The following is a 12,611-nucleotide window of genomic DNA, read 5'->3' on the forward strand; positions in this document are numbered from 1 at the left end:
TAGGCCCCTAAACGTTTTTATTTTCCCTGCTCAACTCCTACCGGTGAGAAAATGATAGAGTTCGTGATCCTCCTCGGCGTCATCGGCGGCTGGTTCATAGCCGCGACCACACTGCTCCTGATGCTGGTTTTTGGAAAAATGTGGGGACTTCTTGGGGTCTTCCTCCTAGTCCTGGGGGTAGAACTCAATAAGTTCTTAAAACGGAGGTACATGGGGGTTATAGTCTCAAACTCACCGCGTGCTCGTGAGGTTGCGAGGCACATCTTCGAGATGAACGAGCTTATAATCCTCTCCTCCTACGCGGCGGCGCTGTTCCTTTACATAGTGGTTCAGAAGTACGTCGAGATCGTAATCAAAGTTCCCGCGGGGTGATCGCATGTTCAACGTGGTTATCGTGAGGTACGGCGAGATCGGAACGAAATCGAGGCAGACGAGGAGATGGTTTGAGAACATCCTCATGAACAACATCAGGGAGGCCCTCGTCAGCGAAGGGATTGAGTTCAAGAAGATAGAGGCTAGGCATGGAAGGGTTCTTGTGAAGACTAACAGGGCAAGGGAATCGGTAGAAGTCCTCTCCAGGGTTTTTGGTATAGTATCGCTCTCGCCGGCCATGGAAGTCGACGCCGAGATGGAGAAGATCAACAGGACTTCCCTGAAGCTCTTCAGGAAGATGAAGCGCGAGCTTGGCCTTGAGAGACCGAGGTTCCGAGTTACCGCTAGGAGGATAACGAAGGAGTTCCCGCTCAAGAGCCCGGAGGTTCAGGCCAAGGTCGGTGAGTACATCCTCGAAAACGAAGAGAGTGAAGTCAACCTCCATGAGTACGATGTAGAAGTCGGCGTTGAGCTGATGGAGGGTAGGGCGTATATCTACGTCGAGAAAGTGAGGGGCTGGGGGGGTCTTCCGATAGGCACTCAGGGCAAGGTCGTTGCCCTTCTCAGCGGAGGTATAGACTCGCCGGTTGCCGCCTTTCTCATGATGAAGCGCGGCGTGGAGGTCATTCCAGTCCATATTTACATGGGCGAGAAGACGCTTGAGAAGGTCAGGAAGATATGGAGCCAGCTCAAGAAGTACGGCTACGGTGGAAAAGGCGAGCTGATAGTGATAAAGCCGAAGGAGCGTGAGAAAATAATTCAGAAGCTCAAGGAGCTCAAGAAGGAAAAGTACACCTGCGTCTTCTGCAAGTATATGATGGTAAAGCATGCGGATAGAATTGCGAGGGAGTTCGGCGCAAAGGGGATAGTCATGGGCGACTCCCTTGGCCAGGTGGCAAGCCAGACTCTCGAGAACATGTACATAGTCAGTCAGGCGACCGATCTGCCGATTTACAGACCGCTCATCGGCCTCGACAAGGAGGAGATAGTTGAAATGGCCAAGAGGATCGGCACCTTCGAGCTGTCGACGCTTCCCGAGGATGAGATACCTTTCATACCTAAACACCCGGTAATAAGGGGTTCCTGGGAGGAGTTCAAAAAGATATACAGGGCAGTGTTTGAGGAAGAACCGAGAAAGAGGGAATGCTGAGGGATGGAACATGGAGTTGACAAAGCTCGCAGGCTACGTTGCCCTTTCCCTTCCCGCTATTTTCATTATCGGGCTTTCCCTGGTTATTCACCACAATCCCTGGTTCTCGTTCACCGACAACGCACTCAGCGACATGGGCTCACTTGAAAATCCCGCTAGGTGGTGGTTCAACGGATTCCTGATGGTATTCGCGATCTTTACTATGGTACCATCGATCATCGCCTTCAGAAACGGCCTCAGCTACATGATGCCCATAGCGGCGGTGTTTTTATTCCTAGTTGGGGTTTTTCCTGAGGAAACCTCCCTCCACGCTCCCTCCGCGGTGCTCTTCTACCTTTTAGCCCTGGGGGACATAGCGGTGATGGGCTTCAAACTGGGGGAAGGAGGAGTAAGGGTTGGATACGTTTGGAGTGCCTTGGCAGGGGTTACTTTTCTCTTAATGCTGTACCTAGCCGGTGTCGTGGCCTTCCGGGGTCTTGCAATACCCGAGCTTGTGGGGGCCACCACAATACTCGCGTGGTTCGCCTACCTGGGTTTTCTTCTTCTCAGGGGTTTTAAACTTTAAGTTTTGAAAAGAGCCTTAAGGCGTTGAAGGAATGCTCTGCCATGAGAGCGGTAGCGTTGCTCAGCTCTGGAATAGACTCACCGGTGGCCATATATCTCATGCTCCGGAAGGGGATAGAGGTTGTTCCCGTCCACTTCAGGCAGGATGCTGTGAAGGAAGGGAAGGTCTTGGAAATAATTGATGTCCTGAGGAGATACGGAAAACTCGGTGATCCGATCGTTGTTGACTTCTCGGAGGAACATATCCCGGCTTTCAGGAGACTTCAGGAAATCGGCAAGACCCGCTATACCTGCGTCCTGTGCAAGTGGCTGATGGTGAGGAAGGCCTGTCAAGTGGGGCATGAGATCGGTGCACAAGCTTTAATAATGGGTGATTCCCTCGGTCAGGTGGCAAGCCAGACCCTCGACAACCTGCTGGTTGTAAGCTCCGTCAGCGACCTTCCGATTCTAAGACCGCTGATAGGATTTGACAAGGAGGAGATAGTAGGGATTGCGAAGGCCATAGGTACTTTTGAGATTAGCTCAAGGAGGGAGCCTCCCTGTCCCTTCACGCCGAAATACCCTGTTGTCCGTGCCTCCTTCGCGGAATTTCTGGATATAACAAGGGCCGTGAGAAAAGTTTTATAAAGCAACATATCAAGCGATATATCCGTGAAAGAAAAATGGAGAAGCCGAAGTTTAAGGGACACCTCAGAATTCTCGTTTTGAAGCTTCTCGCGGAGCGACCCCTTCACGGCTACGGCATAATGGCGGAGCTTGAAAAGAGGTACGGAATGCCCCACCCAAGTCCCGGAACCATATATCCCATACTTGCCTCCCTCAGGAGGGCCGGTCTCATAGAGATCGCCAGCGAAGGCAAGAGGGAGAAGAAGCTCTACCGCATAACGGAGAAAGGAAAGGAGTATCTCAAGGAGCATGACTACGAGGTCAAAGAAGCCCTTGAAATGGCAGAGAGCTTCAGAGAGTTCGCCAGGCTTGGAGGAAGAGAACTCGCGGAGGTTCTTAAGGAGGCATTCGGTTCCGTTAGCAAGCTGAGCGAGGAGCAAAAGGCGGCCCTAGCAAAGGAGTTTGAAGAGTTCGCGAAGAGAGTTAGGTTGATTCTGCTGGGGGAGATCCAGGGGAAAAACAATAGCCCGTGAAATTGAGTTCAGAAGTGAGAACCAGGGTTTGGCGCCGGGGCAGGGATTTGAACCCTGGCGGGCAAACGCCCACGGACTCTCCAGGCCCGCGCCTTCCCAGGCTAGGCTACCCCGGCGCATAAATGAGAGGAATTAAGAGATGAGCTCGATCTCGATGGTGACATCCTCGGGAACGCGGATGCGCATGATCTGGCGCATGGCCCTTTCGTCTGCCTCAATGTCGACGAGCCTCTTGTGGACGCGGAGCTCGAACCTGTCGAAGGTGGCGGTGCCCTCTCCGTCCGGGCTCTTTCTGGTGGTGATCCTTATCCTCTTGGTTGGGAGCGGTATCGGGCCGCTCATCCTGACGCCGGTCCTCTCTGCTATCTGCTTGATCTGGTCAGTGACCTCGTTGAGGGCCTTAATGTTGGTGCTCGCAAGCTTAATCCTTGCCTTCTGCATTTCCGTCCCTCCTAAGAGTTCAAGGAAGTAAAGGAAAGGTCAGAGAAGGCCTTCACTCGGCCTTCTGGATGGATATAACCATACCCGCGGCAACGGTCTGGCCCATGTCACGGATGGCGAACCTGCCCATCTGCGGGATCTCCTTGACCGGCTCGATGACCATCGGCTTGGTCGGCCTGAGGATAACGATGGCCGAGTCACCGGTCTTGATGAACTGCGGGTTCTCCTCGACGATGTTTCCAGTCCTCGGGTCGAGCTTGGCGAGGAGCTGCTCGAACCTGACGGCGACCTGGAGGGTGTGGGCGTGGAGGACCGGGGTGTAGCCGACGGTGATAGCTGTTGGGTGGTTGAGGACGATGATCTGGGCCTTGAAGGTGTCCTTCGGCCTGACGACGGTCGGCGGGTTGTTGGTGTGTCCGGCAACGTCACCGCGCTTTATGTCGTTCTTACCGACGCCACGGACGTTGAAACCGATGTTGTCGCCTGGGTAGGCTTCCTGGAGCGGCTCGTGGTGCATCTCGATGGACTTAACCTCACCCTGGATCGGCTTGTGGAAGATCGTTGAAGCCGGCTCGAAGATGACGACGTCACCGACCTTGAGGACACCGGTCTCAACACGACCGACCGGAACGGTACCGACACCCTTGATGGAGTAAACGTCCTGGATCGGGATGCGGAGCGGCTTGTCAGTCGGCTTCGGCGGCTCTGGGATCTGGTCAAGGGCCTCGAAGAGGGTCGGGCCGTTGTACCAGGGCATCTTGTCGCTCTTCTTAACGATGTTGTCGCCTTCCCAAGCGCTGGTCGGGATGATCTGGACGTTCTTGTAGCCGAGCATCTGCAGGAGCTTCTTGACCTGGTCGGCAACCTGCTTGAACTTCTTCTCGTCGTAGTTGACCATGTCCATCTTGTTGATGCTGACGATCATGTGGTTGATACCGAGGGTCCTGGCAAGGAAGGCGTGCTCCTTGGTCTGCGGCATGACACCGTCGGTGGCGGCGACGACGAGAACTGCCGCGTCGGCCTGGCTGGCACCGGTGATCATGTTCTTAACGAAGTCCCTGTGGCCCGGAGCGTCGATGATGGTGATGTACCTGTGCGGGGTCTCGAACTTGGTGTGGGCGACGTCGATGGTGATACCCCTCTCGCGCTCCTCCTTGAGCCTGTCCATGACCCAAGCGAACTTGAAGGACTTACCCTTCTCACCCATCTGCTCGAACTTCTGGATGATGTTCTCCGGGATGTTCTGGCTGTCGAACAGGAGCCTTCCGACGGTGGTACTCTTACCGTGGTCGACGTGTCCGATAAAGACAATGTTAATGTGTGGCTTCTCCTTAGCCATTTTCAAACACCTCCAAATTTTGGTCTAGCCTCATTGACTAGGATGGCTTTTTAAATCTTTCGAACCTCGGCCCCCTCGGGCGGGAAACCCGCCGTTTTCGGGGGGACCTCATGAGTCCCGGTGTTGATTTAAAGGGGAGGTTTAAAAAGTTAACTAAAAGCCGGTTCTCCTCTAGCGGAGTTCTTTTTATTTTTCATGGTTTGTGTCCATAAGGTACCTTATGCTCTCCGCAAGGAGTCTCGCGTGCTGTCTTTCAGCTTCCGCGAGCATTTTAAACGTGTCTCCGTTGGTCATCAGTTTTTTCGCTAGATATTCGTAGACCTCTGCCATTAGAAGCTCGTTTTCGTGTAGAATCGAGAGAAGATCCATTAATCTAGAACTTCTTATCATGGGTTTTACCCTGTTTTCAAGCAGGATAACCTACATTGGAGGCAGATCCACGTTTTTTGTAGGTTCTTCCCTGAAGAGAGATTTGTACGTCTTTAACAGTATTTCAGAGTGTTGGAGGCGCTGGTTGGCCAACTCCTCGAAAACCTTTGGAATTCTATCGTCCCAGACGATGTCTCGGATAGTTCTGGCGAGCTCGGAGTACATCTCGGCTTCCTCTAGTTCACCCTCAATCCAGTAGGAGATTAATTCCTTCTCGTCTAGTCTCATCAGCTTTCCTAGGAGGTCTCTCAGTTCGGGGATCAGATTATCGTCGGTCTTTTCCATGGATCTCCCCAAAAATAATGCCAAAAGAGAAAATAAAAAGTTACTCTCACTTTGAAGATATTACGACAAAGCCATCCATTACAAGCAAATCTAAACCGGCTTTTCTGAACGTTTCCAGCGCGTCCCGGGGTGAGCAAACTATCGGCTCTCCGTGCATGTTGAAGCTCGTGTTGAGAACCGCACCAATTCCTGCTTTTTTGTTGAATTCTTTAATTACTGAATAGTACAATTCATTAGACTCTTTCCTTACAGCCTGCGGCCTCGTTGTTCCGTCAACGTGTACAACGGCTGGGGCAAGTTTCCTAAATTCCTCTGTGGCAGTGTAGCTCATCGTCATGAACTCGTTGGGCCTTCCGTTAAGGTCTTCAAGGTATTCTCCTGCCTTCTCCCAGAGCACCGAGGGTGCAAAGGGCTGAAAGACGTCCCTTTTCAGGGCAACGTTGAGCCTCTCCTTTACTCCTTCGTCCCTCGGATCGGCCAGAATTGAGCGGTTGCCCAAAGCCCTCGGCCCGAACTCCATCCTCCCCTGGAAAAGGCCGACGAGCTTTCCATCTAGGAGGGCATCGGCGACGAACCCGGGAATATCGGTTACCTCCGCGTACTCAAATCCCTCCTCTTTAAGAACGCTCTCTATCTCTTCACTCGAATACTCAGGTCCCAAATAGACGTGCTCCAGCTTGAATGGTCTCCACTTCCCATCTAGCCTCTCGAACTGAGCCTTGACGAAGACCGCCGCCCCAAATGCTAGGCCTCCGTCATCCATAGCTGGGAACACCCAGAGGTCCTCGTCTCCAAAAACGTGCCTTAAAACCGCGTTGGCCTTGACGTTCTGGGCAACACCGCCAGCGTAGGCCACCGGCAGGGAGTAGCCTTTAAGGTTGAGTCCGAGCTCTTCAACAAGCTTTTCAAGGTGGGCTTGGGCGCTGGCGGCTATCTCTATCGCCTTCCTCTGGAGCTTTCCATCGAGCTTTCCGTGCTTCATCTGAGTGGCTATCTCCTTTGCATGCCTGAGAGGGTAATTGAACAGCTCAGCTAATTTTCTCGTCGCCTCGATGCCAACAACTTTGAGGTGGTTCTCGAAGGTCAGGCCGTTTAACTCGATTATTGAGCTTAAATCGTAGGTGGGCTTTCCGTAGGCAGCTAGGCTCATCACCTTGCCCTCGTGCCTCATCGGCTTAAATCCTAGGAGTTCAGTAACGGAGGCATAGAAGTCGCCGAGGGAGTCTAAATAGGTGCTCTGGGCTATCCTGATCATCTCGCCGTCTCTGGCTATGTAAACCGACGAGCTAAGCCCGTCTCCTGCCGCGTCTATGCTCAGGACTACCGCATCCCTCCAGCCTGACGTGTAGTATGCAGAGGCCGAGTGGGCAAGGTGGTGTTCGACGAAAAGAACCTTCCGCTTAAAATCCGGCCCGAGGATTGATTTTAGGTTCTCCTCAAGTTCTATAAGTCTCTTCTGCTTTCGGAATATGCCTGCTATTGCTATTACCTCAACGTCCTCTGGGGAAGCCCCGGCCATTTCAAGGACTTTCTTGATGCTCAGCTCAGGGAAGCCGCGGTACTTTTTAATTCGGTTTAAGCGCTCCTCGTTCACCGCAAAGATTCTGTCGCCGTCTATCAGAACGGCTCCCGCGTCGTGACCGTCGTGGACTCCGAGGATCATTGTCGCCACCATAAAATTAAATTTTGAAAATTAACGCCGATTCAAAAATGGGAAATCAATAAGTTCTCGCGAACCTCGCGATGAACTTGGCTTCCCTGCCGCAGACCGGGCACTTCTTGCTCTCCGGGGCTTTGGCCTTCTCCTCCGGATAGGGAATTCCGAGCATCTTGGCGTCCAGTTCCTCCTCCATCTTGAGGCCGCACTCCTCCTCACCGCACCAGGGAATCTCGACGATTCCGCGCCTGTCCTCGAATACCTCTTTGGCCTCCTCGATGGTATCGACGCGCTTGATGTGGCTCTCGAGGAACTCGCTCGCCCTCTGGTAGAGGTTCTCCATTATCTCGTCGAAGGTTTTCCTAACGGCCTCAACGAGCTCCCCCCTCTCGACGACCTTCTTGGTGAGAGTGTCGCGCCTCGCTATGACGGCCTTCTTTCCTTCCACGTCCCTCGGGCCGACCTCTATCCTCACCGGAACTCCCTTCATCTCCCAGTCGTAGTACTTCCTGCCTGGTCTTATGTCGCGTTCATCAACGTGAACCCTTATTCCAGCGGTTCTGAGTTCATCGGCTATCTCGCGCGCGTAGGCGAAGACGTCGGCTTCGGCATTCTTCTTCGGTATCGGGACGATGACGACCTGTATCGGCGCTATCGTGGGCGGGAGAACTAGACCGTTGTCATCGCCGTGTATAGCCATAACAGCAGCCAGAAGCCTCTCGCTCATTCCGAAGGTCGTCTGGTGAACGTACTCGTGCTCTCCCTCCTCCGTCTCGTACTGGATGTTGTAGGCCTTGGCAAAGTTCTGCTTGTAGTTGTGCATCGTGCCTATCTGGAGCGTCCTGCCGTCGGGCATCATCACTTCAGCGCCGAGCGAATAGTACGCCCCGGGGAACTTGTCCCACTCCGGCCTCTTGGAGACTATGTACGGAATCGCCAGGAATTTGGCGAGGTTGTCGAATATCTCAAGGTCCTCCTTTATCTGTCTCTCCGCATCTTCGTAGCTGTCGTGGGCCGTGTGGGCCTCAAAGAACCTGCTTATCTCTCTGACCCTGATGAGGGGCCTTGTGTGCTTGGTCTCGTAGCGGTATGTGTTGACTATCTGGTAAACCTTGAAGGGAAGGTCAGCGTGGGATCTTATCCAGAGGGAGAACATCGAGTACATAGCGGTCTCGCTCGTTGGGCGGAGGATGAGCCTAACATCAAGAGGATCCAATCCAGCGTGGGTAACCCAGTAAACCTCCCCTTCGAACCCCTTTATGTGCTCGGCCTCCTTCTGAAACTCTGTTTCAGGAATTAAAGCCGGGAAGAGAACCTCGTCGTGGCCTGTTCTTTCCATCTCGGCGTGAATGAAGCGCTCTATGTTTCTCATGATTTTAAGTCCGTACGGGAGCCAGATGTTCATTCCCTTAACCGGATAGCGCTTGTCCTGGATTCCAGCGGTCTCGATGAGCTCGTTGTACCACTCGCTGAAATTCTCGCTCCACTTTTCCCTCTTAACTTTACCCGCCATCTGCACCACCTAGCCGTTGCAGGGAAAAGCTGTTTATTAAGTTTTTTTCGATAGAAGTCGAGGGCGGAAAAGTTGGGAAAGAAAGGGGATCTAACCCTAAAACTTTAGAACCCTGGCGAGGACTATGAGCGGGTCCCAGACTGGGGCAAAGGGTGGTGCGTAGGCCAAGTCCGTGAAGAAGGCGTCCTTCGTGGTGAACCCTGCGGTTAGCATAGCCGCGGCCGTGTCTATCCTCGGGAGTATCTCGGCACCTACAGCCTGCACACCGAGCAGTTTGTTCGTCTCGTTGTCGACTACGCCCTTGAGCCATATCGTCCTGGAGCCAGGATAGTAGTGGGGCTTTGTTCCGGCCTTTATGAAAGCAGTCCTGACATCGTAGCCCTCCTTTATTGCCTCCGCCTCAGTAAGACCTGTCTTTCCTATCTCGAGGTCGAGGAACTTGGTTATACTAGTTCCAAGGACGCCGGGGAAGTGGACTTCCTTGCCCGCTATGTTGCTTCCGGCCACGTAGCCCATCTTGTTTCCGGCTGGGGCGAGGGGCATCCATACACGTCTGCCCGTTATCATGTGTTTTGTCTCGGCGACGTCTCCGGCGGCGTAGACGTTCTCGACGCTTGTCTGCATTTTATCGTTTGTCCAGATTGCCCCTGTCTCTCCCACCCTAACACCAAGCTGCCTGGCCAGCTCGGTGTTTGGCTTTATCCCGGTGGCCACTATGACGAGGTCGGCCGGGTACTCGCCGGCGTCGGTGATGACCTTCTCGACCCTTCCGTCCCCTTCAAAGCGCATCGTCAGCTCCTCAAGGCGGAGGTTGAGGTTTTCCCTGAGCTTCCCCTCCACGACTTCGGTTATCTCCTTGTCGAAGGTCTTTCTGAGAACCCTCTCGCTCCTGCCGATGAGGGTGACGTTCTTCCCGCGTTCAACAAAGGCTTCTGCCATCTCAATGGCGATGTAACCAGTTCCGATGACGGCGACGTTCTTAACGTCGTGCTTCTCCATGTACTCGGTTATCGCAACGGCGTCGGGCGGCAGGTCTGCTGTGAATACTCCTTCCAGGTGACAGCCCTCTATCGCCGGAACCTGCGGCGAGGCACCGTTTGCGAAGACGAGGTAGTCCCACTCGTAGGTGTGCTCCCCATCTGGTTCTCTCACGCGCACGCGCCCCTGCTCGACCTCGATTACCTCAGCCTTCATGTGGAGGTCTATGCCGCGCTTTTTGATGAAGACCTCCGGCGGATAGTGCATGAGCTTCTCCTTGGGCGAAATACCCTCAACTACGTAGGGGATACCACAGGGAGCGTGGCTCACCCATTCCGTCGCCTCGAAGACCTTGACGTCCCACTCGGGCTTGAGCCTCTTGACGCGCGATGCGGCGCTCATTCCTGCCGCTCCACCGCCTATGATAACAACGCGTTTCCTCTCCATACCAACCACCAGCGGGCTTTCGAACCATCAGTTAAAAACATTAGGTGACAGAAATGTCCTCAGGTCTTTCTTAGTATTATCTCGTAAGTCCTGTCCCCCTTCATCATGCTTAAGACGAGGCTCTTGTCGTAGTCTATGAACTTTGCTCCAGTGAGCGAATAGCCTTCCCCCTCAAGGAACTCCCGGATTTTAAGGCCTAGATCATCAAAGAGCTCCGCAGCCAGGGTTGCCAGGCTGGGCTCCTCGATCTTCAGCTCACCGTGGTATCTCCTTGCCAACTCAAAAACATCGACTTCTTCACCCATCACGATCACCATTCCCTACTCGTCGCAAACCTTTTTATTACCTTCCCGCATACCCCCATATTGGCTGGAGGTGAGAAAAATGGCGGGATTGAAGTTCTGCCCAAAATGCGGCACTCTCATGCGTCCGGACAGGAAGAAGAACGTCTGGGTCTGTCCAAACTGTGGCTATGAGGAGCCGATAACTGACGAAGACAAAAAGAATGCTAAAATAACACAAAAGGTGGAGCACAAGCCTGACGAGGGAATAATCGTGGTCGAGCAGGACGTCAAGACCCTTCCGACGACCCACGTAATCTGCCCCAAGTGCGGCAACGACACCGCCTACTGGTGGGAGATGCAGACCCGTGCTGGAGACGAGCCGAGCACGATATTCTACAAGTGTACCAAGTGCGGCTACGTCTGGAGGGCCTACGAGTGAGGGAGCTCACCGAACTTGAGAGGGAAACCCTCAGAAAGCTCGCGCAGAAGGCCCTGAAGGAGCTTGAGGAGGCCTACCGCAGGGTACCCGGTACCGACAACGGAAAAGCTTATCTATTCCGGGGGAAAGAAAGGGTTAGGCTAATGCTTGGGATACTGAATAAGGAGGGATAAAGATGGCGTTTGAGATCGTTTTTGATGGGGCAAAGGAGTTCGCGGATCTCATAGCGACCGCAAGCAACCTGATAGACGAGGCCGCATTTAAGGTCACGGAAGAGGGCATAAGCATGCGCGCCATGGATCCCAGCAGGGTTGTTCTCATAGACCTGAACCTTCCGGAGAGCATATTCTCCAAGTACGAGGTCGAGGAAGAGGAGACAATCGGGGTTAACATAGACCACTTCAAGAAGATACTCAAGCGCGGAAAGGGCAAGGACACCCTCATCCTCAGGAAGGGCGACGAGAACTTCCTTGAGGTGACCTTTGAGGGCACTGCCAAGAGGACTTTCCGCCTTCCGCTGATCGATGTGGAGGAGCTGGAGCTCGACCTTCCGGAGCTCCCGTTCACTGCCAAGGTGGTTCTCCTCGGGGAGGTTCTGAAGGAGGCCGTTAAAGACGCCTCTCTAGTCAGCGACGCCATGAAGTTCATAGCCAAGGAGAACGAGTTCACAATGAAGGCCGAGGGTGAGACCAACGAGGTCGAGATAAAGCTCACCCTCGAGGACGAGGGCCTTCTTGACCTTGAGGTCGATGAGGAGACCAAGAGCGCCTACGGAATAAGTTACCTCGCAGACATGGTGAAGGGCATCGGCAAGGCCGACGAGGTGACGATCCGCTTCGGCAACGAGATGCCGCTCCAGATGGACTACTTCATCCGCGACGAGGGCAAGCTGACGTTCCTCCTCGCTCCCAGGGTTGAGGACTGATACCTTTTCTTCTTTTGATAATCTCCTGAACGGTGGAAAGCCATGGACATCGTCAAGCTCAGGGAGATGCTAGAAGGAGAACTCTCCAGCGATGAGCTCTCACCTCTGGATGAGGGCTTTTACAGGGACTACGACAGTCTCATGAAGGCCCTAAAACTGGGCGCCGAGAGCTCAAGGGAGAGGGGAGAGGAGATCGAAGAGAGGCTCTACCTCGAACAGCTTAAAATAGCCGAGGGGCTGATGAGGGAGATACTTCGGGTGAGGCTTCACAAGCTCGTCGATATGGCGTTCTCGGGGACTCCTCCTGAGCTTGTGGATGAGGAGAAGAGGATGTTCCTCGTTCTAAAGGCCTTCGTGGAACGGGGTGAGCTCCCTGGAATTGAAGTGGTCTCCCCGGAGAGCATACCTTCAGAGTCCGAAACCGCTAATGAAGAACCTTCGGTCTCCCTTACCAGCAAAGCTCCCACGGAAGCGTACATTGTTACCGAGGATGTTCCCCGGATTCTCGACGAGAACCTTAACGAGTACGGTCCGATAAAGGCCGGTGATCTCGCGGTTCTGCCAAGGAGTATCGCGGATGTTCTTTTAAAACGTGGGGTTGCCCAGAAAATCAGGCTCTCATTTTGAATTCTTTTCCATTTGGGAATAA

17 protein-coding genes and 1 tRNA gene are annotated in these 12,611 nt (G+C 53.6%); 9 read left to right on the forward strand and 9 right to left on the reverse strand.

Going from position 1 to position 12,611, the window contains the following annotated elements; translation table 11 throughout:
* Window positions 1-51: 51 nt before the first annotated feature.
* The 5 genes from A3L09_RS04675 to A3L09_RS04695 are packed head-to-tail and all read left to right on the forward strand — an operon-like array spanning window position 52 to window position 3,225.
* The gene (locus tag A3L09_RS04675; RefSeq protein WP_088857857.1) at window positions 52-372 is read left to right on the forward strand and encodes a hypothetical protein; all 321 of its coding nucleotides are present in this window, start codon (window positions 52-54) and stop codon (window positions 370-372) included.
* Between the two features lie 4 nt (window positions 373-376).
* Window positions 377-1,522, forward strand: coding sequence for a tRNA uracil 4-sulfurtransferase ThiI (thiI, locus tag A3L09_RS04680; RefSeq protein WP_088857858.1), 1,146 nt, complete (start codon window positions 377-379; stop codon window positions 1,520-1,522).
* A gap of 10 nt (window positions 1,523-1,532) precedes the next feature.
* Window positions 1,533-2,087, forward strand: a complete 555-nt coding sequence (locus tag A3L09_RS04685; RefSeq protein ID WP_088857859.1) for a DUF998 domain-containing protein — start codon at window positions 1,533-1,535, stop codon at window positions 2,085-2,087.
* Window positions 2,088-2,128: 41 nt separating this feature from the next.
* Complete coding sequence (locus tag A3L09_RS04690; RefSeq protein WP_088857860.1) at window positions 2,129-2,713, forward strand: adenine nucleotide alpha hydrolase family protein; 585 nt, start codon at window positions 2,129-2,131, stop codon at window positions 2,711-2,713.
* 35 nt (window positions 2,714-2,748) lie between these two features.
* Entirely contained in the window at window positions 2,749-3,225 is a 477-nt protein-coding gene (locus A3L09_RS04695) for a PadR family transcriptional regulator (protein ID WP_088857861.1), read from the forward strand.
* A gap of 29 nt (window positions 3,226-3,254) precedes the next feature.
* On the opposite strand, the gene A3L09_RS04700 is transcribed toward A3L09_RS04695, so the two are convergent.
* The 9 genes from A3L09_RS04700 to A3L09_RS04740 form a co-directional block, all read right to left on the reverse strand.
* A tRNA-Ser gene (locus tag A3L09_RS04700) sits at window positions 3,255-3,341 on the reverse strand.
* Window positions 3,342-3,357: 16 nt separating this feature from the next.
* Window positions 3,358-3,666: a 30S ribosomal protein S10 gene (gene rpsJ / locus A3L09_RS04705; protein WP_012571711.1), complete on the reverse strand. Its 309-nt coding sequence runs from the start codon at window positions 3,664-3,666 to the stop codon at window positions 3,358-3,360.
* Between the two features lie 52 nt (window positions 3,667-3,718).
* Window positions 3,719-5,005, reverse strand: coding sequence for a translation elongation factor EF-1 subunit alpha (gene tuf / locus A3L09_RS04710; RefSeq protein WP_088857862.1), 1,287 nt, complete (start codon window positions 5,003-5,005; stop codon window positions 3,719-3,721).
* A 186-nt stretch (window positions 5,006-5,191) separates the two neighbouring features.
* The gene (locus A3L09_RS04715; RefSeq protein WP_088857863.1) at window positions 5,192-5,395 is read right to left on the reverse strand and encodes a hypothetical protein; all 204 of its coding nucleotides are present in this window, start codon (window positions 5,393-5,395) and stop codon (window positions 5,192-5,194) included.
* Between the two features lie 30 nt (window positions 5,396-5,425).
* Complete coding sequence (locus tag A3L09_RS04720) at window positions 5,426-5,719, reverse strand: ferritin family protein (RefSeq protein ID WP_088857864.1); 294 nt, start codon at window positions 5,717-5,719, stop codon at window positions 5,426-5,428.
* 46 nt (window positions 5,720-5,765) lie between these two features.
* A complete protein-coding gene (locus A3L09_RS04725; protein WP_088857865.1) occupies window positions 5,766-7,382 on the reverse strand; it encodes a carbamoyltransferase family protein in 1,617 nt (538 codons plus the stop codon).
* Between the two features lie 55 nt (window positions 7,383-7,437).
* Entirely contained in the window at window positions 7,438-8,889 is a 1,452-nt protein-coding gene (proS, locus tag A3L09_RS04730; protein WP_088857866.1) for a proline--tRNA ligase, read from the reverse strand.
* Between the two features lie 96 nt (window positions 8,890-8,985).
* Complete coding sequence (cdr, locus tag A3L09_RS04735) at window positions 8,986-10,314, reverse strand: CoA-disulfide reductase (protein ID WP_088857867.1); 1,329 nt, start codon at window positions 10,312-10,314, stop codon at window positions 8,986-8,988.
* 59 nt (window positions 10,315-10,373) lie between these two features.
* Window positions 10,374-10,631, reverse strand: coding sequence for a hypothetical protein (locus tag A3L09_RS04740; protein ID WP_088857868.1), 258 nt, complete (start codon window positions 10,629-10,631; stop codon window positions 10,374-10,376).
* 76 nt (window positions 10,632-10,707) lie between these two features.
* Here A3L09_RS04740 and A3L09_RS04745 point away from each other — a divergent pair, with 76 nt between their 5' ends.
* The 4 genes from A3L09_RS04745 to A3L09_RS04755 are packed head-to-tail and all read left to right on the forward strand — an operon-like array spanning window position 10,708 to window position 12,589.
* Entirely contained in the window at window positions 10,708-11,037 is a 330-nt protein-coding gene (locus A3L09_RS04745; protein WP_088858984.1) for a transcription factor S, read from the forward strand.
* Window positions 11,034-11,210 carry a hypothetical protein gene (locus A3L09_RS10940; protein ID WP_198362291.1) on the forward strand — a complete coding sequence of 59 codons (177 nt, stop codon included), beginning with the start codon at window positions 11,034-11,036 and terminating at the stop codon, window positions 11,208-11,210. The genes A3L09_RS04745 and A3L09_RS10940 overlap by 4 nt, the downstream gene beginning before the upstream one ends.
* Window positions 11,211-11,212: 2 nt before the next feature.
* On the forward strand, window positions 11,213-11,962 hold the full coding sequence (locus tag A3L09_RS04750; RefSeq protein WP_088857869.1) for a DNA polymerase sliding clamp: 750 nt from the start codon (window positions 11,213-11,215) through the stop codon (window positions 11,960-11,962).
* Window positions 11,963-12,004: 42 nt separating this feature from the next.
* Window positions 12,005-12,589 (forward strand): DNA replication complex subunit Gins51, encoded by a 585-nt coding sequence (locus tag A3L09_RS04755; protein WP_088857870.1) that lies wholly within the window; start codon window positions 12,005-12,007, stop codon window positions 12,587-12,589.
* The last annotated feature ends 22 nt before the right edge of the window (window positions 12,590-12,611 follow it).

This window comes from Thermococcus profundus (assembly GCF_002214585.1).
Lineage (GTDB): Archaea > Methanobacteriota_B > Thermococci > Thermococcales > Thermococcaceae > Thermococcus > Thermococcus profundus.

Bases quoted from the DNA above. Each gene is read 5' to 3' on its own strand.
- A3L09_RS04675 (WP_088857857.1), top strand. From the start codon at position 52: ATGATAGAGTTCGTGATCCTCCTCGGCGTCATCGGCGGCTGGTTCATA.
- thiI (WP_088857858.1), top strand. From the start codon at position 377: ATGTTCAACGTGGTTATCGTGAGGTACGGCGAGATCGGAACGAAATCG.
- A3L09_RS04685 (WP_088857859.1), top strand. From the start codon at position 1,533: ATGGAGTTGACAAAGCTCGCAGGCTACGTTGCCCTTTCCCTTCCCGCT.
- A3L09_RS04690 (WP_088857860.1), top strand. From the start codon at position 2,129: ATGAGAGCGGTAGCGTTGCTCAGCTCTGGAATAGACTCACCGGTGGCC.
- A3L09_RS04695 (WP_088857861.1), top strand. From the start codon at position 2,749: ATGGAGAAGCCGAAGTTTAAGGGACACCTCAGAATTCTCGTTTTGAAG.
- rpsJ (WP_012571711.1), bottom strand. From the start codon at position 3,666: ATGCAGAAGGCAAGGATTAAGCTTGCGAGCACCAACATTAAGGCCCTC.
- tuf (WP_088857862.1), bottom strand. From the start codon at position 5,005: ATGGCTAAGGAGAAGCCACACATTAACATTGTCTTTATCGGACACGTC.
- A3L09_RS04715 (WP_088857863.1), bottom strand. From the start codon at position 5,395: ATGATAAGAAGTTCTAGATTAATGGATCTTCTCTCGATTCTACACGAA.
- A3L09_RS04720 (WP_088857864.1), bottom strand. From the start codon at position 5,719: ATGGAAAAGACCGACGATAATCTGATCCCCGAACTGAGAGACCTCCTA.
- A3L09_RS04725 (WP_088857865.1), bottom strand. From the start codon at position 7,382: ATGATCCTCGGAGTCCACGACGGTCACGACGCGGGAGCCGTTCTGATA.
- proS (WP_088857866.1), bottom strand. From the start codon at position 8,889: ATGGCGGGTAAAGTTAAGAGGGAAAAGTGGAGCGAGAATTTCAGCGAG.
- cdr (WP_088857867.1), bottom strand. From the start codon at position 10,314: ATGGAGAGGAAACGCGTTGTTATCATAGGCGGTGGAGCGGCAGGAATG.
- A3L09_RS04740 (WP_088857868.1), bottom strand. From the start codon at position 10,631: ATGGTGATCGTGATGGGTGAAGAAGTCGATGTTTTTGAGTTGGCAAGG.
- A3L09_RS04750 (WP_088857869.1), top strand. From the start codon at position 11,213: ATGGCGTTTGAGATCGTTTTTGATGGGGCAAAGGAGTTCGCGGATCTC.
- A3L09_RS04755 (WP_088857870.1), top strand. From the start codon at position 12,005: ATGGACATCGTCAAGCTCAGGGAGATGCTAGAAGGAGAACTCTCCAGC.